This window comes from Kribbella qitaiheensis, from assembly GCF_014217565.1.
Classification (GTDB): domain Bacteria; phylum Actinomycetota; class Actinomycetes; order Propionibacteriales; family Kribbellaceae; genus Kribbella; species Kribbella qitaiheensis_A.
Map to the genome: position 1 here is coordinate 7865358 of NZ_CP043661.1, position 23493 is coordinate 7888850.

Consider the following 23493-nt stretch of genomic DNA (forward strand, 5'->3'; position numbering starts at 1 on the left):
CGAGCCTCCGCCCGGGGGCGGATCGAGGTGTCATGCGCTACTTGTGGTCTGTTCCAGCGGCCGTGATCGCCTGGTTCGTGGCCGGCTTCAGTACGACCTACCTGGCCGGGCTGCCTGCCGGCGCGACGACGTTCGTCACGCCCCGAGCGGACCTGCTGGTGCTGGGCGGCTTCGCCGGGGGAGTGTTGGCGGGACTGCTGGTCCAGCGGGTGCGGATCGCGGTGCCGCTGGTCCTGGTGGTTGCCGCGGGCACCTGGTGGCTGAGCGGGAACTCTTTCGGCAGCAGGGAATTGCTGGCCTCCTTGCTGGTGGCAAGTGCTATTGGTGGACTTTTCGGGGCCCTGGGCACCCGTAGTTCGGTGGTCGCCGCCTTCGCGTTGGCGTTGCCGGTGGCCTGGTACGCGCTCCGCCCGGCCGCCAAGCTCGCGGACTGGCATTGGCTCTGGCAGCTCAACGGTCTGCTCGTCGCCGCCGGACTCGCGCTGCTCTTGTACGTCGCGTGCTGGCGGCGAGGCTGGCCCTCGGCGTACTCATGGTTGCCGTTGGCAGCGACCTATATCGCGTCCTTCGCGGTTGTCGACGGCATCAAGACCCTCGTGGCTCCGAGTGGCCGCTCGACCGACGAGGTGGCGAACGCGGCGACGGACGCCTTCTTCAAGGCATTCGAACCGCTGTTGCAGACTTACTGGCCCTGGCTCGTGTCGGCGCTACTGCTCGCGATCCCGATGGTCGTACTGAAGATCCGCGCCCTGCCGCCGCCCCCGCCACCCCCCACGCCGTACGACGAGCGCAGCAACGACGCGGTCCTGTCCGACGACCTCGACTGGATCGACCGCCCAGAACCAACCCGCCGCCTACTGGCCCGCCGCGAATCCGTCTAACTCTTCGCCGGGCAATCCTCTTCGAGGTTCCGGGCGAGTTCCGCGACCTGGGCGAGCCGGTGGGCCCGGGCTGATTCGGCCGGCGTGAACGGCTCGCCGGGGCGAATGAAGACGAAGAGCCCACTCCACGGCGACGGGATCTTCAGCATCGTCCCGTCCTGCGGCAACATCCCTTGGGCCACCGCCAGTTGATCTGTGACGAGGCGCGCTCCGAGGAGTTCCGCCACCGCGTGGGAGAGTTCGGCGGGATCGGCCACGACTCGTGCCGCCAGGTTCAGCGCCTCGGTCTGGCCGTCGACGAGCGCGAGGGCGGTGGTCGGCCAGACATGGACTTCCCGCCCACCGGCGGAGCCGATCGCGGCGAGTAGTTCGTCGGCGCCGACCGAGTCCGGTGTGGAGACGACGAGCTCGTCCCGGACGCCGCTATCCACCGGATGAACATGCAGGCCGAGGATGTTGGCGTCGAGATCGGCCAGCCGATGGGTGAGCCGTTCGAGTTCGCCGGACCGGTCGTCGAGTGTCACTCTGATTCGCCAGAGCGATGGTGCCTGAGTCAGCTCGTCGTGAGTCTGCCGACGGAGGTGGTTACCGGGTGCGTGCAGCCAGCGGCGGAGCAGGCGCATCGCGGACGGCTCGACGACCCAGATCACCAGGGCGGTTGTCGTCAGCGCGAGCAGTGCGACGGTGAGCAGGTACGGCGGATGCAGTGCGAGCACAGCCGCATGCAGAGCGAACTCGACCGGCAGGATCGCCGCGAGCTTGGCCAAGGTCAGACGTAGACGGTGCGGATGGGGCAACCTCCCGCAGACGTCACACGCCATTCCTGCGGTGACGGATCTCCGAAGCTGTTCCATGTCATCCAGCTTGGTGACGTGCTGTTGCCCCGTCGTTGCCGCTGGATGAAGAGTTGCGCCCCGCACCTTGTGGCGCGGGGCACAACTGTCAGTTGATCGGGGTGCCGCTGGGGGAGCCGCAGGAGTAGGTGCAGGTCGTGCGGGCCGGCGGGTTGGCCGGCGCGGGCGCGGGCCGGTTGGCGGCGTCGAGCGGGGTGATGGAGGTGATCGTCAGGTCGCGCTTCGGGATCTCGATGGCGAAGAACCGCAGCCGGTTGGTGGTCGGCGTACCGACGGCGTCGGTGACGTAGGTCTTGCCGCCGGCGACGATCCGGACCGTCCGGGACTCGATCGACACGGCACCGAGGACCAGCGAGTGGTCGACCTTCGGCGCGTTCTTCTCCTTGGCGTACGCCTGGTTCACGGTGTAGCTGACGGTCTGACCGGCCGTCCACTCGTCGAAGCAGTCGAACGGCCGGCCGAAGCTGTTCGCCTTGCCCTCGTCGGACACCAGGCAGCTGTCCTGGGTCGAGATGATCGCCCACTTCTCGGTCGGAATCCGGCCGTCGGCCACGTAGTACGCCGGGCGGTAGGCGTTCGCGTCCGGCATCCTGGTGAACTCCTTGTCCGACCAGGGCGGTGGAAGCACCTTGCCCTGGGTCGAGACGGGAGTGCTGACCTTCGGTGACCGCGGAGCCGGTGTGCTGGCCGGTGCGCTTGTCGGTGGTGCCGCGAACTCGGGATCGCCGGAAGGCCCGGCGCGGAGTGCGCCGATCGCGGGACCGGCCGCGACGGTGAGTGCGACGGCCGCTGCGGTCACCAGTACTGCGGCGGCGCCGCGCCGGCGTAGCTGCCTGCGCTTGATCCGGAGCCGGATGGGAGCCGCCGGGTCCGGCGGCTCGGGACGCGAGTCGGTCAGTACTTCGAGCTTGGTGGCCGGTGACACTGCCTCGGGTCCAATCCCCGAGCGCCAACAAAACGAGCTGTGGTGGCGTCTGAAGTGCTGAGGAACGGCGAACGCCGGTTCGAACGCTACGGGGGTAGGCATGTCCAGCAGGTTCACCAGGGTCGTCACGCGGACCGCGGCAGTGGCGGTGGTCGGTGCCGCCGTCGTGGTCACGCTGACAGCGGCCAACAAGATGGAGTCCGAAGCGGCGACCCGGCCGCAGGCGGTCAAGACCTCCACCTCGGCCGAACAGCCGGCGGAGAAGCCGCAGCCGACAGCCGACCCGACTGCCGACCCGACTGTCGATCCGACTGCCGATCCGAGTCGCTCTGCCGCCGGCGCAAAGGTCGTCTATCTCACCTTCGACGACGGGCCCGATCCTGCTTGGACGCCGCAGATCCTGGACCTCCTGGCGAGCAACGGCGCGAAGGCAACGTTCTTCGAACTCGGCCAGATGGTGGCACGGCATCCTGAACTGCATGACGCTGTGCTGGCCGGTGGCAACGCGATCGGGAGCCACTCGTACTCGCATCCGCAACTGACCATGATCTCCGCCGCCAAAAGGCACCGGGAGATCACCGGCGGACCTGAGTCGAAGTGCTTCCGGCCGCCGTACGGTGCCGTGAATGCTCAGGTCCGGGCCGAGATCAAGGCAGCCGGTATGAAGCCAGTGCTGTGGGACACGGATTCTCTCGACTGGACCAAGCCGGGCAGCGGCGCGATCGTCGCCAACGTCCTGAAGACCGTCCACTCAGGCAGCGTCGTCCTGATGCACGATGCGGGCGGCAACCGGAGTGAGACCGTCGCCGCACTGGAGAAGCTACTGCCGATCCTCACCGCGAAGGGATACACCTTCGCCGCGCTGGACTGCTGAGTCGGTCAATCGAGCAACTGGTGGGCGAGCCAGGTGCCTTGCTCGAAGCCGGGTGGGAGGGCGAAGACGGCTGTGCCGATGGTGTTTGTCCACTCGTTGAGGGCATCGGCCGCGTCGAGGCGGGCCAGCAGGGGAAGGAACTGGCCGGCGATGTCGGCCTGATAGCTGAGGAAGATCAGGCCGGACTCGCGGGTCGCGCCGGTGTCATGGACGTAGTTGAGGCCCTTGCGGAAGATCCGGCGGCCGTCGTTCGTCGAGTGGTGCGAGAGCCGGGCGTGCGCGTTCTCGGCGATCATGAGCCGGCCGTCGGCGTCGCGCTTCTCCAGGTCGAGTTCGTCGTGCTCGGCGGTGCCGGTGACCGGTGCGCCGGTGGAGAGTTTCCGCCCGACCGCGCGTTCCTGTTCTGACCTGGTCAACTCGTCCCAGGTGTCCAGGTTGAGCTTGATCCGGCGTACGACGAGCGTCGTACCGTCGGTGAACCAGCCTGGTTCGTCCGACCACACCGTCTGATCGAACTCGGGCGTCCCCGGTGTTGGGTTTCCACTGCCATCCACCTGGCCGAAGAGGTTGCGGCCGGTCACTGGCTTGCCGTCAGGGCCGGTGCCGTTCCAGAAGCCGGTCTGCCGCCACACCGGCCGGGCGAACGGCGCCGCGTCAGCCACCAACCGCCGTACTGCGTGAACCACGCTGACGGGATCATCCGCTCCGACGAGCAGCACCAGATCGCCACCGGACCAGGCAGGTTGCAGCCGATCGTGCGACATGACCGGCAACTCGTCGAGCCCTCGCGGCCGCTTCGCCGTCAGCCCCGGCAGCAAAAACACTCGCGGACCGAATCCGACCGTCACCGTCAGCGCAACGTTGCCTAGGGCAAGCTCCGGAGCGGTGTCACCTGGCGCCGGTCGACCGGCGCTCAAAGCGGTGACGTCGGTGCTCCACAGCCGCATCAACCGACCTAGCGCCGCCTTGTCGGTACCGCTCTGGAGATTGAGCGCCACCAACTCGGCATGCTTGGGCGAGGGTGCCGCGATGGCCGGCTGATGCACGCCGTACGGCGAAATCTCGCGGCTCGCCGCGGCTGGCGAGCCGGCAGCCTCGACGGAGCCGCCCGCATTGTTGGCGACGGCGACGGCTCCACCAGTGACGGCGGCGCCGGCCCGCAGCCGCACCGGCGTACCCGATGAGCTGCCGGCGGGACGGTCGTGCGGTCAAGGCGTGCTGGTCGGCGTCGGCGTCGGGTGGTAGTGCTCTTCCTCTTCGGTGAACGCCTTCACCGGCACGGTCAGGTCATGGCTGGAACCGTCGGAGAACTTGAGCGTCAACGGCACTTCGTCACCCGGCTTGAGGCCTTGCTTCAGACCCATCAGCATCACGTGATCACCGCTCGGTGCGAGGTGGGCGTGCGAGCCGGCCGGGACGGTGATGCCGCCGGCCTTCTCCTGCATCACCATCTTGCCGTCCTTCATCGCCATCTCGTGCAGCTGCACGATTCCGGCCACCGGAGAAGTTGCCGAGGTCAACTTGATGCTCGCCGAGCCAGGATTCGTCAGCGACATGAACGCGGCGGTCATCGAGGTGTCCTTGGCGCCGGCCGTCGCCCGCACCCAGGCATCCTCCACGATCACACCAGGCGTCTTGGCTGCCGCTTCGACAGGCTTCTTGTCCGCCGTTCCGCAGGAGGACACCAACAAGGGGAGGGCGACGGCGATACATGCCATCAGCAACTTGGTCTTCACGGACACCCTAACGAGCCTCCGAGCAGGAGAGTTCCCCTGCACACGCAGTGCGTTCCCGCCCAGCCGATTGCCCCCCACGGCTCACCCGCGCACGCACAGCTAACACTCAGCGCCCCCTCCCACACCGACGCGACGACGCGACGATGCGCTTACCCCCTCCTATGGGGGTTAGCCCACTCGCACACCAATGGGCGAACCCCCATACCGGTGGGTGAACCCCCTACCGGTGGGTGAACCCCCATACCGGTGGGCGAACCCCCTACCGGTGGGTGAACCCCCATACCGGTGGGCGAACCCCCTACCGGTGGGTGAACCCCCCTACCGGTGGGCGAACCCCCTACCGGTGGGTGAACCCCCCTACCGGTGGGCGAACCCCCTACCGGTGGGCGAACCCCCTACCGGTGGGCGAACCCCCTACCGGTGGGCGAACCCCCTACCGGTGGGCGAACCCCCATACCGGTGGGCGAACCCCCTACCGGTGGGTGAACCCCCACGCCATTCGTTGCTGCGTCCGAAGAAATGAGGGGCGGGGCCCTCGCCTCTTCGGACGCAAGCGGATGCCTACTCGTCTGACTCGTCGTCCTCCGGGTCGCCTTCGGGGCGGACGAAGTCGGGGTCGCCGCCCTCGTCGCCGGAGCGGGCGCCGGCCTGGGCCAGGTGGGAGACGGATTCGAGCTCGGACAGGACGGACTGGTGCTGGTCGACGCAGAGGATTACCAGGTCGCCGCGGTTTGAGCGGGACAGCGCGTGCTGTACGGCGGTGAGCTCTTCGAGGACCGTTTCGACCTGGCGGCAGCGGGCGCCGTTCTCCATCGCGGTCCGGACGCCCTCGGTGATCAGCTCGGCCGACTCGCCGCGCTTGCGGCCGCGCAGCCTCACGTCCTCGCGGACGATCACCACGTCGAAGTGCTGGGCCGCGACCTCGCCGAGTTCGCGCATGTCGTCGTCGCGCCGGTCGCCCGCCGTGGCGATCACGCCGATCCGCGACGGCCGGCCGAGCTCGGACGAGGCGTTCAGGCTCTCGCCGAGCTTGTCGACGAAGTCGCCCAGCATCCGCATCGCGGGTGCGTTGTGGCAGTAGTCGACGATCACCGTGCGGCCGTCGACCTGGATCTCGTTCAACCGGCCGGGGGACAGGTAGTACGAGGTGTTGAACGTCCGCAGACCCTGCCGGATGTCGTGCAACGGCGCTCCGGCGGCGAAAGCTGCTGCCGCGGCCGCCATCGCGTTCTGCACGTTCATCATCGCCCGGCCGCCGAAGGTTGCCGGCAGCAAGTGTGTCCAGGCCAGCTGCATCGAGCGCCGGCCGTGCTTCATGCTGATCATGTCGCCGAGATCCGAGCGATCCAGTACGACGGCCCGCCCGCCGCGCCGGCAGTGTCCCTCGATGTACTCGCGAACCTCGCTGCCCGGCTCCGCGATGCTGAACCAGACCACCTCGCCGGAGCACTTCCGCCGCATCTTGCGGACCAGCGGATCGTCGGCATTCAGTACCGCGAACCCGTTCCGCGGCACCGCCTCGACCAGCACGGCCTTGACGTCGGCCAGTTGGTCGAGGGTGTCGATCCCGCGCATCCCGAGGTGGTCGGGCTGGATGTTCAGTACGACGGCGACGTCGTTGCGCTCGTACCCGAGTCCCTCCCGCAGGATCCCGCCGCGAGCCACCTCGAACACGGCGAAGTCGACGCGGGGATTCTGCAGCACCATCCGGGCGGACTTCGGCCCGGACGCGTCGGACCGGATCACCAGCCGCTCGTCGATCACGATGCCGTCGGTCGACGTCATCCCGACCTTGCGGCCCATCCCCTTGAAGACGTGGCTGATCATCCGCGAGGTGGTCGTCTTCCCGTTCGTCCCGGTCACGGCCACGATCGGGATCCGGCTGGTCGCGCCCGGCGGGAACAGCATGTCGACGACCGGCTTCGCGATGTACTGCGGGTCGCCGATCGTCGGGTTCGTGTGCATCCGGAACCCGGGGGCCGCGTTGACCTCGCAGATCGCGCCACCGGTCTCGCGGACCGGCTGGGTGATGTCGGGGCAGATGAAGTCGATACCGGCGATGTCCAGCCCGATCATCCGGGCCGCCTCCTCGGCGATCTCGACGTTCTCCGGATGCGCCTCGAAGGTGCGGTCGATCGAGATCCCACCCGTGGACATGTTGCCGGTGAGGGTCAGCTTCACCATCGTCTCTTCGGGCGGTACGTCGTCCAGCTCGAAGCCCTGCGACCGGACCAGCTCGCGAGCGGCCGCGTTCACCGTGATCCGGGTCAGGATCTTCTCGTGCCCGACGCCTCGGCGCGGGTCGGCGTTGGTGATCTCGACCAGCTCGGCCACCGTGTGCACGCCGTCGCCGACGACGTGGGCCGGGACCCGCTCGGCGATGGCTTCCATCCGCCCGTTGATGATCAGGCAGCGGTAGTCCTTGCCGGTGACGAAGCTCTCCACGATCACCGAGCCGCGCCGCGACTGGTCGGCCGCGACCGGGAAGGCCTCCCGGACCGCGTCCGCGTCCTGCAGGTTCAGGCAGACGCCGCGGCCATGGTTGCCGTCGAGCGGCTTACAGACGACCGGGTAGCCGATCTTGTTGGCTGCCGAGACCGCGTCCTCGACGTCGCGGACCGAGGCCGATCGCGGCACCGGCAGGCCGGCGGAGGCGAGCAGCTTGGTGGTGAGGTCCTTGTCGCCGGCCACGTCCACCGCGATCGAGCCGGTCTCGGACGTCATGGTCGCCCGGATCCGCTTCGCGTGCACGCCCTGGCCGAGCTGCACCAGACTGAACTTGTTCAGCCGGATCCAGGGGATGTCGCGGGACACGGCCTCGTCGACGATCGCCTGCGTCGAGGGCCCGAAGGCGCTCCGCTCGGCGGCCCTGATGAACTTCTCCAGCTCGGTGGTGAAGTCGAAGTCCGGCGTCGGCTGGACCAGATAGTTCACGAACCGGATCGCGAGCTCACCGGCGGCAAGGCCGACGCCCTCGTCGGCGTACGAGTAGACGATGTTGTACCGGCCGGGGACGCCCTTCACCTGGCGGGTCTTGCCGCGCCGCATGTCGTGGCCGGCCTCCTGCTGCAGCTGGAGCGAGACGTGCTCGGCGATGTGGCCGAGCCAGGTGCCCTCTTGCAGGCGCTCGATGAAGCCGCCGCGGCGGCCGCGCGAGCAGTGGTGCTGATCGAGCCGGGGGAGGTACTCCAGCAGCCGCTCGGTGAAGCCGTCGATGGTGTTCGACGGGAAGTTCTCCAGCGATCCCAGATCGACCACCAGGTGGATGGCCGGCTCGTAGCTCCAGATGTTCGGGCCGCGGTAGACCCGGGTCTCGATCACCTTCAGGTCCGGGCTGGGAGTGCCGAGTGTCTCGGCGTTGCCCGGCGTACCGGTCGGGGTCTGGTCGGGGGCGGTGTCGGTCATGCGGTCCCACTGTCTGGTCGCGGGTCGGAATCTGGTCGGCTGAATTCGGCGCCCGCGCTCAACGGCTCGGTCGCCTCCGGTCTGGACTGTCCCGCCGCCGACGATCTGGCCTTCTTCGCCGGGACCGCCGACTTCACCGCTGCGCCCTTCGCCGGCGTTGGTTCCGACTTCGCCGTCCGCCGGCCGGCCCGGCGCTTGCGCTCGGCGTAGTACGCCGGTGAGACGCCCTCGGCCGCGATCTCCTTGGCCAGCTTGCGCAGATCCGCCTCGGCGGCCTCGATCGAGGCGATCTCCTCGGCGGGAGGCTGCGGACCGAAGGACAGCAGCACCCGCGCCTTCAGATCGAAGGTCGAGCTGGCCGGCAACACGTGCAGTACGACGCCGGAGGCAAGGATCGCCTCGGACCGGCTGGCGTAATGGGCGTTCGAAGTGATCCGGCTGCCGTCGAAGATCGTCACCGCACCCCGCCCGACGACCTCGAGATGAGATCCCCGTACTACGGCCGCCGTGTCCTCGTCGACGCCGATCCCGAGCAGCCCGGGGGACTGCGCGACCAGCGAGAGCAACCGCCCGTACCGATTGCGCTGGGCGAAGTGCTGATCCACGATCGCGCCCTGGACCAGGCCGAGTCCGCCGGCCAATTGGCTCATCCGCTGCCGTGGGGTCGCGCCGGACCGTCCGAAGGCGATCATGTGCTCGGCCAGAATGCTCGCGCCTGCCGACGTACCGCCGACTGCGGCGCCTCGTGCATGCGCTTCGGTCACCGCGCGACCGAACGCCGTACCGGTGACCACGCCGCTCAGCTTGAGTTGGTTGCCGCCGGTCATGAAAATCCCGGTGGCCTGCTCCAACGGCTCGATGAAGGCCGGGTCGTCCGCGTCCTCGCGGTTCTCCGGCCGTACGCCGACCACGCTGGCCGCACCGAGCGCGGCGAACAGGGCGGAGTACACGTCGACCACGTCCGGGCCCAGCGCGGAGGCGGTCGGGACCACCACGATCCGCGCCTTCGGACCACCTGCCGCCTCGACGAACTCCTGCAGGACCATCCGCTTCTTCAGCTTGTCCTCGGCCCCACCAATGGCGAACAAGGCACCCGGCCCGCTCGTCGTCACCCCACCCTGCTGTTCTGACATAGCCGAAAGAATAGGCGCTCGACGCCCTGGTACTGATCTGGGTGAGGCAGGATCCTGCAAAAAGTGCCGCTTTGACCGGTTGTGCATGTCATCATCCGCGCTGTGAAGAGAATCATGATGCCGCTCGCGGCGACCGGCGCAGTCGCACTCCTCGCGGCATGCGGAAACACCCCGGCTCCCGGAACGGACGCCGCCGGCGCTTCCGGTCCGAGCGTGGTGGCAGCGACGACCCTGAGCCAGGCCGACCTCGGCCCGAAGGTTCAGGCGGCGCTCGCGAAGAAGGGCACCTTCCGGGTCGTGTCGAAGACCACCGGCGAGGACCCGGGCACGCTGACCGCCGACGTGAAGCTGGGCGGCGCTACGCCCGAGTTCGTGGTCAACGCCGACGGGACCACCGTGATGGGTGTCGGCGGCCGGCTGTACGGCCAGGGCGAAGGCATCTCGGACGGCGCGCAGTGGGTCAAGTACGACGCGAAGAAGAAGGGCCTCGACGCGCTGAGTGGCGTTGTGATCCAGCTCATCGCCTGGCAGGCGCAGCCGCAGCAGTTCCTCGGCGCCACGCCGTACGCGACGAAGTTCACCAGCGCCCCCGGGCCGGACGTCGACGGCGTACACACGACCCTGTACGACGTCACGATCGATCTGGAGAAGGCTGCTCAGGCGAAGGCGTTCGGGAACTTCATCACCGCGGAGAGCCTCGCGCAGGAGAAGACCAAGACGCTGTCGGCCAAGGTGCTGCTCGACGGCGACTCGCTCCCGCGCAAGATCGACTACACCTTCGGCGCCGAGGGTGGCAGCTCCGTCTTCAGCAAGTTCGGCGACTCCGTCATCATCGCCGCACCCCCGATCGACCAGGTCGCCAAGTAGGTCCGGTCGCGGCCTGTCCGCGACATAGGTTTGGCCGGTGACTGATTTCGGCAAGCTGCCCGGTGGTTTGGTTCCGGCCCTGCTGACAGCCGAGGAGCAGGACGTCGTCTGGTTCCTCGGCTCGCTGGTGCGGATCCGGCTCGGTGGCGACGCGACGGGTGGGCAGCTCGCCGTGGTCGAGCACGAGAACGAGCGCGGCTTCGGGACTCCGGTGCACACCCACCACGCGGCCGACGAGACGTTCTTCGTCCTCGACGGAGAACTTCGCGTCGAGGTGGACGGCCAGATCAGTACCGCGGGGGCCGGCTCGGTCGCCTTCCTGCCCCGCGGGCTCTCGCACTCGATCCTGATCACCAGCCCGCAGGCGAGATACCTGACCCTGCACAACCCGGCCGGCTTCGAGGAATTCACCAGAGCCGTCGGTACGCCGCGAGCCGATATGCCTCCGCCGGATCTCCAGGCGCTCAAGGCAATCGCCGCCGGCTACGACATCGACATCATCGGCCCGCCCCCGCGGCTCTGACCAGACCGGGGAAAACTGCGCGAATCCCCTCGCGCGCGGCCCGCTCCACGCAGTACCGACAAGCTGACTGCAACAACCTGCAGATAAACCTGCGGGTAACCGCCCGTACCTGGAAGCATGCGCCCTGTACACAAGATCTCGAGGTCGTCGCCGACCGATCGGATCGCTGGCCAGAGCTGGTGGTGCCGGGCTGGGGAGCCTCGGCACCACCTTTTTGCACCAGGCCTGTGCCCGGAGAGCTAGTGGGCTCTGGTGGGGCTGCGGTGGATGGTCGTGCTCCGGTGGACTGTCATTCCCAGGCGCTCGTACATGGCGAGGGCGCCGGTATCGGAGTGGGTCCAGAGCGTCAGGTTGCGTTTGCCCTGGCGGTAGAAGGCCTGGCGTGCGACGGCGAGGAGCGTTCTGGCAAGGCCCTTGCCGCGGTGATCAGCTCGTACGGCGAGTTGCTCGATGTAGCCCTCGTCGGAATCCGGGAGGTCCAGGCAGAGCGCGGCCCCGATCAGCTCGGCACCCGCGAAGGCCATCGGCGACAGCTCCGGGGCGAAGCTCGACCGGTCGATCATCATCGCGGCCCACTCCTCGTACGACTTGCGCCGCGACTGCCATTCGTCGAAGGCGTCCTCGATCAGCAAGTGCGCGGCCGCCGCGTCACCCGGAGCGAAGGGCCGGACCGTGATCCCTTCCGGCAGGGCGGGAACCACCGGCTCCTCGTCCATCGGCAGCTGGAGCTGCCAGTTGACCGCCAGTACTTCGAACCCGCGGGCGCGCACCAACTCCGTGCCGGCCAGGTCCTTGTCGTCGACCATCTGGCCGAACCAGTCGGTGCCGACCTCGGCCGCTCGCGCCTCGGCCCAGTCCAGCAAGGCGGTCCCGAGGCCAAGCCCACGCTGATCCGTCGCGACGTCGATCTGGGCCCGTTTGCCCCGGTTCAGCCAGGCCCACGCAGCCAGGCCGGTCGGGCCGTGCACGACGACCGTGTCGACTGCCGGGTCGAACCCGGGCCGGGACAGGACGGCCTTGATCCCGTCGGCCGCGGTCTCCGCCTCACCGTGCAGTTCACATTCCGTGCCGGCGACGAGTTCGTGGATCGCCTCGACATCCGCATCGGTCGCCGCGCGACTGCTGTACCCGGCCGGAAGCACCACAGAAACAGACTTGCCCTGATCCTCGCCGCACCCACCTGCGCCCGCCAAATGCGCACCTTGCGAAAGCATGACGTCCGAAGGGACGTGGGGCAGGACCCTCACCTCTTCGGACGCAAGGCCTCAGCTGGCCGAACTCTGGGCGTCGGCGGCTTCCACTTCCTCGCGGCTGATGCCGAGCAGATACAGGATGGTGTCGAGGTAGGGGACGCTGACGTGGGTGTCGGCGGCCGCGCGGACCACCGGCTTGGCGTTGAAGGCGATGCCGAGGCCGGCCGCCGCGAGCATGTCGAGATCGTTCGCCCCGTCGCCGATCGCCACGGTCTGCGAGAGCGGCGTGCCGGAGGACTTCGCGAACCGTCGCAGCGCGGTCGCCTTGCCGGCCCGGTCGACGATGTCGCCGACCACCTTGCCGGTGAGCTTGCCGTCGACGATCTCCAGCACGTTCGCGGCCGCGTAGTCGATGCCGAGCTCGGCCGCGAGCTTGTCGGTGATCTGGCTGAACCCGCCGCTGACGATGGCGAACTGGTACCCGAGCCGCTTCAGCGTCCGGACCAGCGTCCGCGCGCCCGGCGCGAGCTCGATCGCCCGGTGCACCTCGTCCAGCGCCGACGCGGGCAGTCCTTCGAGGGTCGCCACCCGGTGCCGCAGCGAATCGGCGAAGTCGAGTTCGCCGCGCATCGCCTGCTCGGTGACCGCGGCGACTTCCTCCAGCCGGCCGGCATGTGCGGCGAGCATCTCGATCACCTCGCCCTGGATCAGGGTCGAGTCCACGTCCATCACGATCAGCCGTTTGGCCCGGCGATAAAGCCCACCGGCCTGTACTGCGACGTCGAGGCCCTGCTTGACGCCTTCGAGGGCGAGCACGGTCCGCAGCGAGTCCGGATCGGCACCGGAGACCGCGATCTCCATCGCGGTCACCGGATAGCGCGCCATCCGGCTGATCCGGTCGATGTTGGCACCCGTGTCGGCGATCCGGCCGGCGATCGCGGCGAATCCCTTGGCCGTCAGCGGGCTGCCGATCACGGTCACCTGGGTCCGGCCCTTGCGCCGCGGCTCGTTGTCGCCGAAGCCCTTCTTCACGTCGATGTCGACGTCGAGGCCCTCGGCCAGCGACTTGAGGTCCTTCTTCAGTTCCTTGTGATCACGTGGTGCTGTGAGCAGGACTCCCAGCACGAGGCGGCCCCGGAGTACGACCTGTTCCGCGTCGATCACGTCCAGGCCGCGGCTGGCCAGGATCGAGAGTACGGCGGAAGTGAGGCCCGGGCGGTCCGTACCGGTCAACGTGACCAGCAGGGTCGGGCGGTCGATGGGATGCGTGTCGTACTCAGCCTGTCGTGTCATGACAAGGCGAACGCTACCCAAAATGGGTTAACGATTGACGGGCGGTCCACATGCCGCAACAAGTGCCCGCCGGGCAGCGGCCGCCAGATCGTGCAACGCACGACGCCGGGCGTCGGCTTCCGCGCCGGTGACAGCGGACCCGTCGTCCTCCAGGGCGGCATCGGCGATCGCCAGGCAACGCCGGGCCGTGGCCGCCGTCTTGACCGCCCGGGCTTCGTAGCCGGGGGCAAGATCATCGCCCTTGCCCGAACCGATCCGCCGGATGTCGATCAACGCGTCGGCGACCTCGGGCTTCCACCTCGCCACCTCGAGCGCGGCGAGCGACTCGGCCGCCTCGATCAGGGCCGCGCGCAAGCCACGATCGGCCTCACCGAAATCGGCCGGCGGGGGACTGGCCGCGGGCAGCACGGTCCACTGCACCGCTGGTCCGACGTACGCCGGAACGAGGCCGATCTCGGCTCCGGTCAGTACTACGGCCTCGCCCGTCTCCAGCGCGGCCTCGTTGAACGGCGGTGGTCCGGCCAGCCCGATCGGGTCGCCCGGGATCGGCAGGGCGAGGTGGGCCTGGGTCGCGCCGGCCGCGCGGAGGAGGTTGAGCGCGACGGGAAGGGTGGCCGGAGTGGGATGCGCGGCGAGGCCGGACACATGATGACCGACGTCGTCGCCCAGGATCTTGGTCGCCGCGGTGTCCGGGTCACAGGCACCGGTCAGCATCGCGTTCGTCCAGACGGTGAAACGCACCGAGGCGGCAGTGATGAGCACGCCATCCAGTCTCCCATCCAGCGGCGGTCTGTACGACACCACCAGGGTCGGCGTCGGCGCTCGGCGGCGACCACGTAGGTTTTGCGCCATGACTGCAGTGGTGGAGCTGGCCGGCGTCTCGATCGTCCGTGGGGATGCGGTGCTGCTGGACGGTATCGACTGGTCCGTCGACGAGGCCGACCGCTGGGTCGTGATCGGCCCGAACGGGGCCGGCAAGACGACGATGCTGCAGATCCTCGCGGCCCAGATGCACCCCACCACCGGCGTGGTCGGGCTGCTCGGCGAGGTACTCGGCGCGATCGACGTGTTCGAGCTCCGGCCGCGGATCGGCCTCACCAGCGCTGCTCTCGCCGACCGGTTGCCGCGATCCGAGCGGGTCTCCGACGTCGTCGTCTCCGCGTCGTACGCCGTACTGGGTCGCTGGCGCGAGGAGTACGACGAGCAGGACCACCAGCGGGCGAAGGTGTTGCTGACCGAGCTCGGCATCGGGCACCTCAGCGAACGCACCTTCGGCACCTTGTCGGAAGGCGAGCGCAAGCGGGTTCAGATCGCCCGGGCGCTGATGACGGACCCCGAACTGATGCTGCTCGACGAGCCGGCCGCGGGGCTGGACCTTACGGGTCGCGAACACCTGGTCCGGTCGCTCAGTGCGATCGCGACGGCCGAAGGTTCGCCGGCGATGGTGCTCGTCACCCACCACGTCGAGGAGATCCCGCCCGGCTTCACCCACGCGATGCTGCTGAAGAACGGGCGGATCGTCGCCGCCGGGCCGATCGACGAGGCGCTCACCGCGCAGAATCTGTCCGACACCTTCGACCTGGCCCTCAGCCTCAGCCACACCGACGGCCGGTACTTCGCCCGCGCCCTGTAACCGAATTCATCGATAGTGATCGGGTGCGCTGGTCACGACTGATGCGTCACACCATCGGGTAGACCTGCCTGAGGTCTACATGACGGATAGAGTTACAAGATGATGGATTGGCTGCGAGACAACGTGTGGGCGGCCTGGCTCGGGATCGCCGTCGTCCTCGGTCTGGCCGAGCTGGCTTCGCTCGACTTCACCCTGCTGATGCTGGCGGGCCGGGGCGATCACCGCCGCCGGGGTGGGAGCCTTCTTCCCGCATCTGCTCTGGCTGCAGATCGTCATCGGGTTGATCACGTCCGCCGCGATGCTCGCCGCGATCCGCCCGCTGCTGGTCCGCAAACTCCACCACAGCGGTGAACTGAAGACCGGCTCGCAACACGTCATCGGCCGTACCGGCGTGGTCGTGAAGGAGATCCACCCCGACGGCGGCGGCTCGATCAAGCTCAACGGCGAACTATGGACCGCCCGCCCGTACGACGAGGTCTCCACCTTCCCGCCCGGCACCCGCGTAGAGGTCATGTCCATCGACGGCGCCACCGCGGTCGTCTACCCGGTAGGCGACCCCTTCGGCCACCAGTTCCCCGAACTGGACCAAACCCCCAGCAAAGACACAGACCCACCCCGCACCTGACCCACCGGCGCCCACCGCCTCCGGCCAGCGCCCGCCGCTCACCCGCCCCCACCGCTTTCCCAAACCCCCGCCATATCGGTGGGGTGTTGCCCTCCCGCACCCCGCTTTCCCTGACGCCCGCCATATCGGTGGGGTGTTGCCCTCCCGCACCCCGCTTTCCCTGACGCCCGCCATATCGGTGGGGTGTTGCCCTCCCGCACCCCGCTTTCCCTGACGCCCGCCATATCGGTGGGGTGTTGCCCTCCCGCACCCCGCTTTCCCTGACGCCCGCCATATCGGTGGGGTGTTGCCCTCCCACACCCGCTTTCCCTGACGCCCGCCATATCGGTGGGGTGTCGCGGTGGTGTCGTTTGGTTGTGCGACCTCGCGCTCGAAGTACTGTCGGAAGTACGGACATCGTTGCCGTCGGCGACACCGCTGAGAACGATCCCGCACGGTCTCCAGAAGCTGCCGAATCAAGTAGCCGGATCGTGAGGGAACCGTTGTCGTCAGTGGCCCGTCGATAGGAAAGACTGTCCGTCCTGAGGGTTCTGTCGAGTGGGAGGGTCAAGTGACCGCGTTCCTCGTAGTGTTGGCATTGGTCGCCTTACTGGTGGTCGTCACACTGATCAAGTCCGTCCGGGTCGTGCAGCAGCAGACCGTCGGCATCGTGGAACGGTTCGGGAAGTTCAAGGTCGGCTTACAGCCCGGCCTGAACCTGCTGACTCCGTTCGTCGACAAGGTCCGCTACACGATCGACATGCGCGAGCAGGTCGTCGCGTTCCCGCCGCAAGGCGTCATCACCGAGGACAACCTGATGGTGTCGATCGACTCCGTCATCTATTTCCAGGTGAACGACCCGGTACGTGCGACGTACGAGATCTCCAACTACATCCAGGCGATCGAGCAGCTGACCATGACCACGCTCCGAAACATCATCGGTGGCATGGACCTGGAGCAGACGCTGACCAGTCGCGAGGAGATCAACGAGAAGCTCCGTTACGTACTGGACGAGGCGACCGGCAAGTGGGGCATCCGGGTGAACCGGGTGGAGCTCCGCTCGATCGACCCGCCGCCGTCGATCCAGGACTCGATGGAGAAGCAGATGCGCGCCGACCGTGACAAGCGCGCGGCGATCCTGACCGCCGAAGGTATGCGGCAGTCCGCCGTCCTTTCGGCCGAAGGTCAGAAGCAGTCCGCGATCCTCACCGCGCAAGGTGACCGGGAGTCCCGCATCCTGCGCGCCCAGGCCGAGCGGGAAGCCCGGATCCTGAAGGCGCAAGGTGAGGCGCAGGCCATCACCACCGTCTTCAACGCGATCCACGCCGGCAAGCCGGACCAGGGTCTGCTGGCCTACCAATACCTGCAGATGCTCCCGTCGATCGCCCAGGGCGACTCGAACAAGCTGTGGATCATCCCCAGCGAGATCGGCAAGGCGATGGAAGGTCTCGGCAGTGCCGTCGGCCAGATCGCCGGCATCACCCAGAAGGCCGAGGGCCCGTTCCCGCAGCCGGACCTGGGCGACTCGCACGCCGTCGAGGTCGACAGCGGCGGCGGTTCGTCGGTGACCCCGGACGCCGCGGTGGCCGAGGCCGACAACGCAGTACAGGAAGCGATCGCTGCCGCGCAGAACGCGGCAGTAAGCTCCCGCGCCCAGCAGGCCGCGCCGCCGGCAGTCACCTCTGCTCCCGAGCAGACCTCGCCGGTACAGGACGGCCCTCCGCTCGAGCGCTGACCACCAGTACTACGGCCCGGCCCCCACCCACACGGGTGTGAGCCGGGCCGCTTCACATCCACCTCATTGGGGCACATTGAGCACGGGTTGAGCACCCGGCGGCGCGGGAGTACTCGCGGGGTGCTCAAAGTACGGGGGGAGTGGGTGTGATGTTGGCGGCACTTGAGCGTTCAGGGATCGGACCGGCGAGCGCGTGACGTATCAGGTGCGTAGAGTCTGGCAGCGATGACATGGTTCGAGGCGCTGTTCGTCCTGCTGGCGGGAATGGGCGCGGGCACGATCAACGCGGTGGTGGGTTCGGGCACTCTGCTGACCTTCCCTGCGCTGCTCGCCGTCGGCATCCCACCCGTACTCGCGAACGTCAGCAACAGCGTCGGCCTCTCGCCCGGTACGGCGGGCCGGCGCGATCGGCTACCGGCGCGAGCTCGAAGGCCAGCGCGGTCGGCTGATCCGCCTGATCCCGGCGTCGCTCGTCGGCGGCATCGTCGGGGGAGTGCTGCTGCTCAAACTCCCGGACACAGCCTTCAAGGCGGTCGTCCCCGGCCTGATCCTGCTCGGCTGCATCCTGGTCGCGCTCCAACCGTGGCTGTCGAAGCGGATCAACCTCCCCGACCACGCCCATCGCGGCGCTTGGTGGGTGATGCCGGCAGTCTTCGCGACCGGCGTGTACGGCGGCTACTTCGGCGCGGCGCAAGGCGTGCTGCTGATGGCGATCCTCGGTATCGGCATGGACGCGAACCTGCAGAAGATGAACGCCCTCAAGAACGTCCTGGCCACCGTGGTGAACACGGTCGCGGCCATCCTCTTCATCATCGTCGCCGACGTCGACTGGCTCGCGGCCGGCCTGATCGCCGTCGGCTCCACAATCGGCGGTTTCGCAGGCGCCCGCTACGGCCGCAAACTCCCCCCGATCGCCCTCCGCGCTCTGATCGTCGTCATCGGAATCGTCGCCATCGTCACGATGGTCTTCTGAGCTGACCGCCAACACTCACCAACCTTGCCAAGCCGAGCTCCCTCGGTGATCGCCACGCTCAAGCGAACCGCCTACCCGCCACATGGTGAGTGTTGGCGGTTCGGCCTGGGGATTCAGCTGAACATTGGTCGCATGAACGTGCGGTCGTAGCGGAGTACGCAGCCGCTCTCGTCTCGGATGCGGTCGGCCTCGACGAACTCGGGGTCCTCGCCGAACAGGGTCCGGTACTGCTCATAGGCGGCGAGACTCGGGAAGCTGAACAAGGCGAGGGCCTTGTCGCTGGCTCCCTCCGACGGGAGGAAGTAGCCGTGGTGGGTTCCGCCGTGCTTGGTGACCAGTTCGATCCACCGCCGGCCGAACTGCTCGAAGGCGGCGATCTGCGCCGGGTCGATGACGTACTCCACAACACAGGTGATCATCCACCCAGCCTCACACACCCTTCAGCGCACTTGGGGTTCGAGTCCGGCGATCAACAGGTCCAGGCCGTAGTTGAACTGGTCGTCGCCGCCCGTCGTGCGGGCTAGTTCCGGGGCTAGTTCTACGACCGTGGGGAACTCGGTGGCTGATAGCGACTCCATGGTGGTGCGGAGGCGGCGCCAAGCCTCGGGGTCTCGGCGTTCGACGGCCATTTGGATTTCCCAGGAGGTGGAGCCGAGGACGTAGGTGAAGAGGGTGGTGTGGGTCCGGGCTGCTGTTTCCTTGTCGAAGCCGGTTGAGCGCAGTACGCCGAGGAGGCCCTCCGCAACCCGGGCGGTCTCCTGGCCGCTCAGGGGGCGGCCCGCGAGTAGTTGCGAGAGGCAAGGGTGTTGCAGCATCAGGGCGCGCAGTCCACGGCAGACCGACCGGACCTGGTCCTGCCACGGCACGTCACTGGGCACCGGCAGGAGCAACCCCATCAGGTGGTTGCGGACGGCGTCGTACAGGTCGTCCTTGTTGCGGAAGTAGGTGTAGAGCGCCATCGGGCCGACGCCCAGCTCGGCGGCGAGGCCGCGGAGGCTGAAGGCGCTCGTGCCGTCCGACTCCATCAGGTCGAGCGCGGTGCGCACGATCAGCTCGGGGCTGAGGGTGTTCCGCGGCGTCCTGGCCCGGCTGGCTGGCATCGGTCTGTCTCCCAACTCGCTGTCTCTCGACTCACTGTCTCCCAGCTCACAAAGGCGAGCATCGAAAACGGTAACGTACGATGTATAGTACACCGTAGAGAAGCAAAACAGACCGCGAAGGGAAGATCAACGTGCGAGCCGTACAGATCACCGAGTTCGGTGGCCCGGAAGTTCTCAAGGTCAGCGACGTCGACGAGCCGGTCGCGGGTGACGGACAGGTTCTGATCACCGTCGACCGGGCCGGCGTGAACTACGCCGACACCCACCAGGTGGAGAACAGCTACCTCTCGAAGGCGCGACTGCCGTTGATCCCCGGTGGCGAGGTCGTCGGCCACACCGCGGACGGCCGCCGGGTCGTCGCGCTGGTCGGCTCGGGTGGGTACGCCGAGAAGGCCGTCGCCCACGCGCCGTACGCGTTCGACGTGCCGGAAGGTGTCAGCGACGGTGACGCGCTCGCTCTGGTTCTGCAGGGCACGACCGCCTGGCACCTGCTGAAGACCTCCACCCATCTCCAAAAGGGCGAGTCGGTACTCGTGCACGCCGGCGCCGGTGGCGTCGGAACGCTGGCCATCCAGCTCGCGAAGCTCTGGGGCGCCGGTCGCGTGATCGCCACCGCGTCGTCGGACGAGAAGCGCAAGCTGGCCATCGAGCTCGGTGCGGACGCTGCGATCGACGGTGAACCCGAGGGCCTGAAGGACCGCATCATCGAGGCTAACGACGGCAAGCCGGTCGACATCGTGCTCGAGATGGTCGGCGGCCCGACGTTCGACGAGTCGTTCGACGCGCTGGGCCGGTTCGGTCGGCTGGTGACCTTCGGCTCGGCATCACGTCAGGCCGCGAAGGCGGTTGAGCCCGGCCGGTTGATGAAGGGCTCGAAGACGATCGCCGGCTTCTGGCTGGCCGACTGCTTCAAGACCCCGGCGCTGCTGGGCGACCCGTTGAAGGAACTGTTCGGCCTCGCGGTGGACGGCAAGCTGCGCCCGATCGTCGGTGGCGACTACGCCCTGTCCGACATCGCGACCGCGCACGAGGACATGCGCGCCCGCCGTACGGTCGGCAAGCTCACCCTCGACCCGACCCGCTGACCCCAAAGCACAAGCTCCGAAGAACGAAGCCTCAAGGACAAAGCCCCAAAGAACTAGAACAAGCCCTCCCAAGGAGATAGCAGTGACGATTGCAGTAGAGAAGGTCCTGTACACGGCTCGCGCGACCGCTGAGGGCGGCCGGGACGGGCGCACCGCCACCGACGACGGCAAGCTCGACGTCACCGTCGCGCCGCCGAAGGAGATGGGCGGCACCGGCGACGGCACCAACCCGGAGCAGCTGTTCGCGGCCGGCTTCGCGTCCTGCTTCCACAGCGCGCTGAAGCTCGTCGCCCGCAAGGCCCGGCAGGACTCCGAGGGTTCGACCGTGACCGCCGAGGTCGGCATCGGCCCGATCAACGGTGGCACCGGCTACGGCCTCGAGGTCGCCCTCGTCGTCAGCCTGCCGGGCGTCGAGCGCCCGGTCGCCGAAGAGCTGGTCGCCAAGGCCCACGAGGTCTGCCCGTACTCCAACGCGACTCGCGGCAACATCAGGTTCACCCTGACCGTCGCCTGACCGGCCGCCCCCTCCGGCCAGTTGACGCCTTGAACCCCATCGCAGAAGCGGTGGGGTTCAGCCCATTTCAGCGCATCCGGTCAAGCGCTTCGGCGAGGATCGCAGGCGTGTCGTTCACCGGCGCGGCCGCGATCGTCAGCGCCTCCATGATCGCGGCGTACTCGTCCAGATCCTCGAGCTTGTCGAGGAACAACGCACTCGCCGCGTGCTCGATGTAGACGACATCCGGCAGGTCCCCTTCCGGGAACCGCATGATCGTGAACGCGCCACCAGCACCCGGATACCCGACGCTGCTGAACGGCATCACCTGCAACGTCACGTTCGGCTGCTGGGACACCTTGACCAGATGCTCGATCTGCTCGCACATCGCCTCCCGCCCACCGATCGGACGCCGCAGTACGGCTTCGTCGATGACGACCCACAGGCGGGCCGGGCTCGCCCGGTTCAGGATCTGCTGCCGGGTCACCCGCAGCGCGACCCGCTGCTCGATCTCCTCCGGCGGCAGGTACGCCTTGCCCAGCTGGACCACCGCCCGGGCATACGCCTCGGTCTGCAACAGCCCCGGTACGAAGAGCACCTCGTACGTCCGGATCAGCTTCGCCGCGACCTCGAGACCGACGTAGTTGGCGAACCAGTTCGGCATCACGTCGCCGTACCGCGACCACCAGCCGGGGTTGTTCGCGGCCCGGGCCAGCTCCATCAGCCGGACCCGCTCCTGTTCGTCGTTCAGTCCGTAGAGCTCCAGCAGGTCGCTGACGTCGCGTTCCTTGAAGCCGACCCGGCCCAGCTCCATCCGGCTGACCTTGGACTCCGAGGCGCGGATCTGCCAGCCGGCGTCGGCACGACTGATCTTGGCTGCCTCGCGCATCCGGCGCAGATGCCCGCCGAGCATGATCCGTAGTGCGGTCGGCCCACCATCGCCGTCCGCAACCGTCATGACGTCATCCCGCACAAACCCGCATCTCCTGCTCGTTCCGTCTCGCCGAGTCAGCCTTGATGGTATCCGGAACTCAGGTGGGAGTGGCGAGCTCCAGCACGGTGGCGTTGGGGAGTTTCGCCAGCTCGGCGCCGTCGAGGAGAACCTTCGACGCGCGGATGCCGCTGCCGATCACGACCAGCCCGGCCTGGGTCACCGCCTCGTCGACGAGGATCGGCCAGGCGGCCGGCAATCCGATCGCGGTGATCCCGCCGTACTCCATCCCGGTCGACTCGACCGCGTCGTCCTGCGCCGCGAACGAGATCTTCCGTACGCCGAGATGCTTGCGGATCACCCCGTTGACATCCGCCCGGTGGGTGGCGAGCACCATCACCGCCGCGTACGTCGACTCGCCGGCGCGTTTGCCGTGCACGATCACGCAGTTCGCCGACGCGGCCATCGGTACGTCGTACTCCGCGCAGAAGGCAGCCGTGTCCGCGAGTCCCGGATCGATAGCGGCCGCGTACGCCGGGAGGCCGCCGAGTGCGGCGCGAACCGGCTCAGCCAGCAGCTCGGGGACCTCGGCGGCAGCCTGCCAGCTGAGCTTCCCCAGCACCGGCGCAGTCACCGCGCGTCCACGAGATCGGCGTACTCCGGGTGGGAGCTCAGGTAGTCCTTGTAGAACGGGCAGGCCGGCTTGACCCGCAACCCGGCCTCGCGGGCGTCATCGAGCGACTTGGCCGCGATCTTGCCGGCGACCCCGTGGCCGCGGAACTCGGGCAGCGTCTCGGCGTGCAGAAACGCGATCACCGGGCCCACGAGCTTGTAGTCGACGAAGCCCATCAGATTCCCGCCGGCATCGCGCGCCTCGTACCTGCTCTGTTCCCGGGCGTCCGCGATGCTGATCTCGTTCTCCATGCCAGCCACTGTATCCACGCCCCGTACGCGTTGTCCGGCCGTGTCCGGCTCGCGGAAACCATGGTGGGTTTGGGGTCGGTGACTCGCGGGGTACGGATGATCTGTACCGGGCCCGAGGTGGTGGAGCGACGGATGAGTACAGAGCACGTGTTGGACGAAGGCAAGCGATACCGAGTCTGGTACCGGCCAGGATGGACCGATTGCCGTGGACAAGATTCCACTGGATGATCGTCGTCAGGCTCGGCGTCTCCTGGATCCTCCGCTGACCGTTGGATACACCATCGGCGTGTGCGTGCCCCCGCCCCCCGCCCCCCGCCCCCCGTTCCCCCGG

At 68.1% G+C, this 23493-nt stretch carries 24 protein-coding genes; 10 read left to right on the forward strand and 14 right to left on the reverse strand.

Going from position 1 to position 23493, the window contains the following annotated elements:
- Window positions 1–32: 32 nt before the first annotated feature.
- Window positions 33–881: a hypothetical protein gene (locus F1D05_RS37190; RefSeq protein WP_185444903.1), complete on the forward strand. Its 849-nt coding sequence runs from the start codon at window positions 33–35 to the stop codon at window positions 879–881.
- On the opposite strand, the gene F1D05_RS37195 is transcribed toward F1D05_RS37190, so the two are convergent.
- Together F1D05_RS37195 and F1D05_RS37200 are read right to left on the reverse strand one after the other, a co-directional pair.
- Window positions 878–1735, reverse strand: coding sequence for an amino acid-binding protein (locus F1D05_RS37195; protein WP_185444904.1), 858 nt, complete (start codon window positions 1733–1735; stop codon window positions 878–880). The genes F1D05_RS37190 and F1D05_RS37195 overlap by 4 nt on opposite strands.
- An 88-nt stretch (window positions 1736–1823) precedes the next feature.
- Window positions 1824–2660, reverse strand: coding sequence for a hypothetical protein (locus F1D05_RS37200; RefSeq protein ID WP_185444905.1), 837 nt, complete (start codon window positions 2658–2660; stop codon window positions 1824–1826).
- 100 nt (window positions 2661–2760) lie between these two features.
- Here F1D05_RS37200 and F1D05_RS37205 point away from each other — a divergent pair, with 100 nt between their 5' ends.
- Entirely contained in the window at window positions 2761–3534 is a 774-nt protein-coding gene (locus F1D05_RS37205) for a polysaccharide deacetylase family protein (protein ID WP_246486281.1), read from the forward strand.
- Window positions 3535–3539: 5 nt separating this feature from the next.
- On the opposite strand, the gene F1D05_RS37210 is transcribed toward F1D05_RS37205, so the two are convergent.
- The 4 genes from F1D05_RS37210 to F1D05_RS37225 form a co-directional block, all read right to left on the reverse strand.
- The gene (locus F1D05_RS37210) at window positions 3540–4703 is read right to left on the reverse strand and encodes a Dyp-type peroxidase (protein ID WP_185444906.1); all 1164 of its coding nucleotides are present in this window, start codon (window positions 4701–4703) and stop codon (window positions 3540–3542) included.
- Window positions 4704–4742: 39 nt separating this feature from the next.
- Window positions 4743–5276 (reverse strand): copper chaperone PCu(A)C, encoded by a 534-nt coding sequence (locus F1D05_RS37215; RefSeq protein ID WP_246486282.1) that lies wholly within the window; start codon window positions 5274–5276, stop codon window positions 4743–4745.
- A gap of 555 nt (window positions 5277–5831) precedes the next feature.
- Window positions 5832–8675 (reverse strand): cyanophycin synthetase, encoded by a 2844-nt coding sequence (gene cphA, locus F1D05_RS37220; RefSeq protein ID WP_206685988.1) that lies wholly within the window; start codon window positions 8673–8675, stop codon window positions 5832–5834.
- Entirely contained in the window at window positions 8672–9808 is a 1137-nt protein-coding gene (locus F1D05_RS37225; protein ID WP_185444907.1) for a cyanophycinase, read from the reverse strand. Before F1D05_RS37225 ends, cphA begins: the two co-directional genes overlap by 4 nt.
- A 102-nt stretch (window positions 9809–9910) precedes the next feature.
- Between F1D05_RS37225 and F1D05_RS37230 the strand changes: the two genes are divergently transcribed.
- A complete protein-coding gene (locus F1D05_RS37230) occupies window positions 9911–10675 on the forward strand; it encodes a hypothetical protein (protein WP_185444908.1) in 765 nt (254 codons plus the stop codon).
- 37 nt (window positions 10676–10712) lie between these two features.
- Window positions 10713–11198, forward strand: a complete 486-nt coding sequence (locus tag F1D05_RS37235) for a cupin domain-containing protein (protein WP_185444909.1) — start codon at window positions 10713–10715, stop codon at window positions 11196–11198.
- A 239-nt stretch (window positions 11199–11437) separates the two neighbouring features.
- On the opposite strand, the gene F1D05_RS37240 is transcribed toward F1D05_RS37235, so the two are convergent.
- The 3 genes from F1D05_RS37240 to F1D05_RS37250 form a co-directional block, all read right to left on the reverse strand.
- Window positions 11438–12343, reverse strand: coding sequence for a GNAT family N-acetyltransferase (locus F1D05_RS37240; RefSeq protein ID WP_246486283.1), 906 nt, complete (start codon window positions 12341–12343; stop codon window positions 11438–11440).
- A 120-nt stretch (window positions 12344–12463) separates the two neighbouring features.
- Entirely contained in the window at window positions 12464–13684 is a 1221-nt protein-coding gene (gene serB / locus F1D05_RS37245; RefSeq protein ID WP_185444911.1) for a phosphoserine phosphatase SerB, read from the reverse strand.
- 27 nt (window positions 13685–13711) lie between these two features.
- A complete protein-coding gene (locus F1D05_RS37250; RefSeq protein WP_206685989.1) occupies window positions 13712–14446 on the reverse strand; it encodes a hypothetical protein in 735 nt (244 codons plus the stop codon).
- 88 nt (window positions 14447–14534) lie between these two features.
- On the opposite strand from F1D05_RS37250, the gene F1D05_RS37255 reads away from it, so the two are divergent.
- The 4 genes from F1D05_RS37255 (at window position 14535) to F1D05_RS37270 (ending at window position 18629) form a co-directional block, all read left to right on the forward strand.
- Complete coding sequence (locus F1D05_RS37255; protein WP_185444912.1) at window positions 14535–15317, forward strand: ABC transporter ATP-binding protein; 783 nt, start codon at window positions 14535–14537, stop codon at window positions 15315–15317.
- 232 nt (window positions 15318–15549) lie between these two features.
- A complete protein-coding gene (locus F1D05_RS37260; protein WP_246486284.1) occupies window positions 15550–15942 on the forward strand; it encodes an NfeD family protein in 393 nt (130 codons plus the stop codon).
- Between the two features lie 550 nt (window positions 15943–16492).
- The gene (locus tag F1D05_RS37265) at window positions 16493–17656 is read left to right on the forward strand and encodes an SPFH domain-containing protein (RefSeq protein WP_185444913.1); all 1164 of its coding nucleotides are present in this window, start codon (window positions 16493–16495) and stop codon (window positions 17654–17656) included.
- Window positions 17657–18113: 457 nt separating this feature from the next.
- Window positions 18114–18629, forward strand: a complete 516-nt coding sequence (locus F1D05_RS37270) for a sulfite exporter TauE/SafE family protein (protein WP_428995047.1) — start codon at window positions 18114–18116, stop codon at window positions 18627–18629.
- 113 nt (window positions 18630–18742) lie between these two features.
- Here F1D05_RS37270 and F1D05_RS37275 read toward each other — a convergent pair whose 3' ends face one another.
- Together F1D05_RS37275 and F1D05_RS37280 are read right to left on the reverse strand one after the other, a co-directional pair.
- Window positions 18743–19048 carry an NIPSNAP family protein gene (locus F1D05_RS37275; RefSeq protein ID WP_185444914.1) on the reverse strand — a complete coding sequence of 102 codons (306 nt, stop codon included), beginning with the start codon at window positions 19046–19048 and terminating at the stop codon, window positions 18743–18745.
- Between the two features lie 21 nt (window positions 19049–19069).
- On the reverse strand, window positions 19070–19729 hold the full coding sequence (locus tag F1D05_RS37280) for a TetR/AcrR family transcriptional regulator (protein WP_185444915.1): 660 nt from the start codon (window positions 19727–19729) through the stop codon (window positions 19070–19072).
- A gap of 131 nt (window positions 19730–19860) precedes the next feature.
- Between F1D05_RS37280 and F1D05_RS37285 the strand changes: the two genes are divergently transcribed.
- The gene (locus tag F1D05_RS37285; RefSeq protein WP_185444916.1) at window positions 19861–20814 is read left to right on the forward strand and encodes a quinone oxidoreductase family protein; all 954 of its coding nucleotides are present in this window, start codon (window positions 19861–19863) and stop codon (window positions 20812–20814) included.
- Window positions 20815–20896: 82 nt separating this feature from the next.
- Window positions 20897–21328 carry an organic hydroperoxide resistance protein gene (locus F1D05_RS37290; protein WP_185444917.1) on the forward strand — a complete coding sequence of 144 codons (432 nt, stop codon included), beginning with the start codon at window positions 20897–20899 and terminating at the stop codon, window positions 21326–21328.
- A 67-nt stretch (window positions 21329–21395) separates the two neighbouring features.
- Here the strand turns inward: F1D05_RS37290 and F1D05_RS37295 are convergent, their stop codons facing one another.
- The 3 genes from F1D05_RS37295 to F1D05_RS37305 form a co-directional block, all read right to left on the reverse strand.
- Window positions 21396–22265, reverse strand: coding sequence for a helix-turn-helix domain-containing protein (locus F1D05_RS37295; RefSeq protein ID WP_246486285.1), 870 nt, complete (start codon window positions 22263–22265; stop codon window positions 21396–21398).
- Between the two features lie 73 nt (window positions 22266–22338).
- Window positions 22339–22872 (reverse strand): YbaK/EbsC family protein, encoded by a 534-nt coding sequence (locus tag F1D05_RS37300; protein ID WP_185444918.1) that lies wholly within the window; start codon window positions 22870–22872, stop codon window positions 22339–22341.
- On the reverse strand, window positions 22869–23162 hold the full coding sequence (locus F1D05_RS37305) for a GNAT family N-acetyltransferase (RefSeq protein ID WP_185444919.1): 294 nt from the start codon (window positions 23160–23162) through the stop codon (window positions 22869–22871). Before F1D05_RS37305 ends, F1D05_RS37300 begins: the two co-directional genes overlap by 4 nt.
- Between the last annotated feature and the right edge of the window lie 331 nt (window positions 23163–23493).

Coding starts and splice junctions, on each gene's coding strand:
- F1D05_RS37190 (WP_185444903.1), top strand. CDS start 33: ATGCGCTACTTGTGGTCTGTTCCAGCGGCCGTGATCGCCTGGTTCGTG.
- F1D05_RS37195 (WP_185444904.1), bottom strand. CDS start 1,735: ATGGAACAGCTTCGGAGATCCGTCACCGCAGGAATGGCGTGTGACGTC.
- F1D05_RS37205 (WP_246486281.1), top strand. CDS start 2,761: ATGTCCAGCAGGTTCACCAGGGTCGTCACGCGGACCGCGGCAGTGGCG.
- cphA (WP_206685988.1), bottom strand. CDS start 8,675: ATGACCGACACCGCCCCCGACCAGACCCCGACCGGTACGCCGGGCAAC.
- F1D05_RS37225 (WP_185444907.1), bottom strand. CDS start 9,808: ATGTCAGAACAGCAGGGTGGGGTGACGACGAGCGGGCCGGGTGCCTTG.
- serB (WP_185444911.1), bottom strand. CDS start 13,684: ATGACACGACAGGCTGAGTACGACACGCATCCCATCGACCGCCCGACC.
- F1D05_RS37255 (WP_185444912.1), top strand. CDS start 14,535: ATGACTGCAGTGGTGGAGCTGGCCGGCGTCTCGATCGTCCGTGGGGAT.
- F1D05_RS37275 (WP_185444914.1), bottom strand. CDS start 19,048: ATGATCACCTGTGTTGTGGAGTACGTCATCGACCCGGCGCAGATCGCC.
- F1D05_RS37280 (WP_185444915.1), bottom strand. CDS start 19,729: ATGCCAGCCAGCCGGGCCAGGACGCCGCGGAACACCCTCAGCCCCGAG.
- F1D05_RS37295 (WP_246486285.1), bottom strand. CDS start 22,265: ATGACGGTTGCGGACGGCGATGGTGGGCCGACCGCACTACGGATCATG.
- F1D05_RS37305 (WP_185444919.1), bottom strand. CDS start 23,162: ATGGAGAACGAGATCAGCATCGCGGACGCCCGGGAACAGAGCAGGTAC.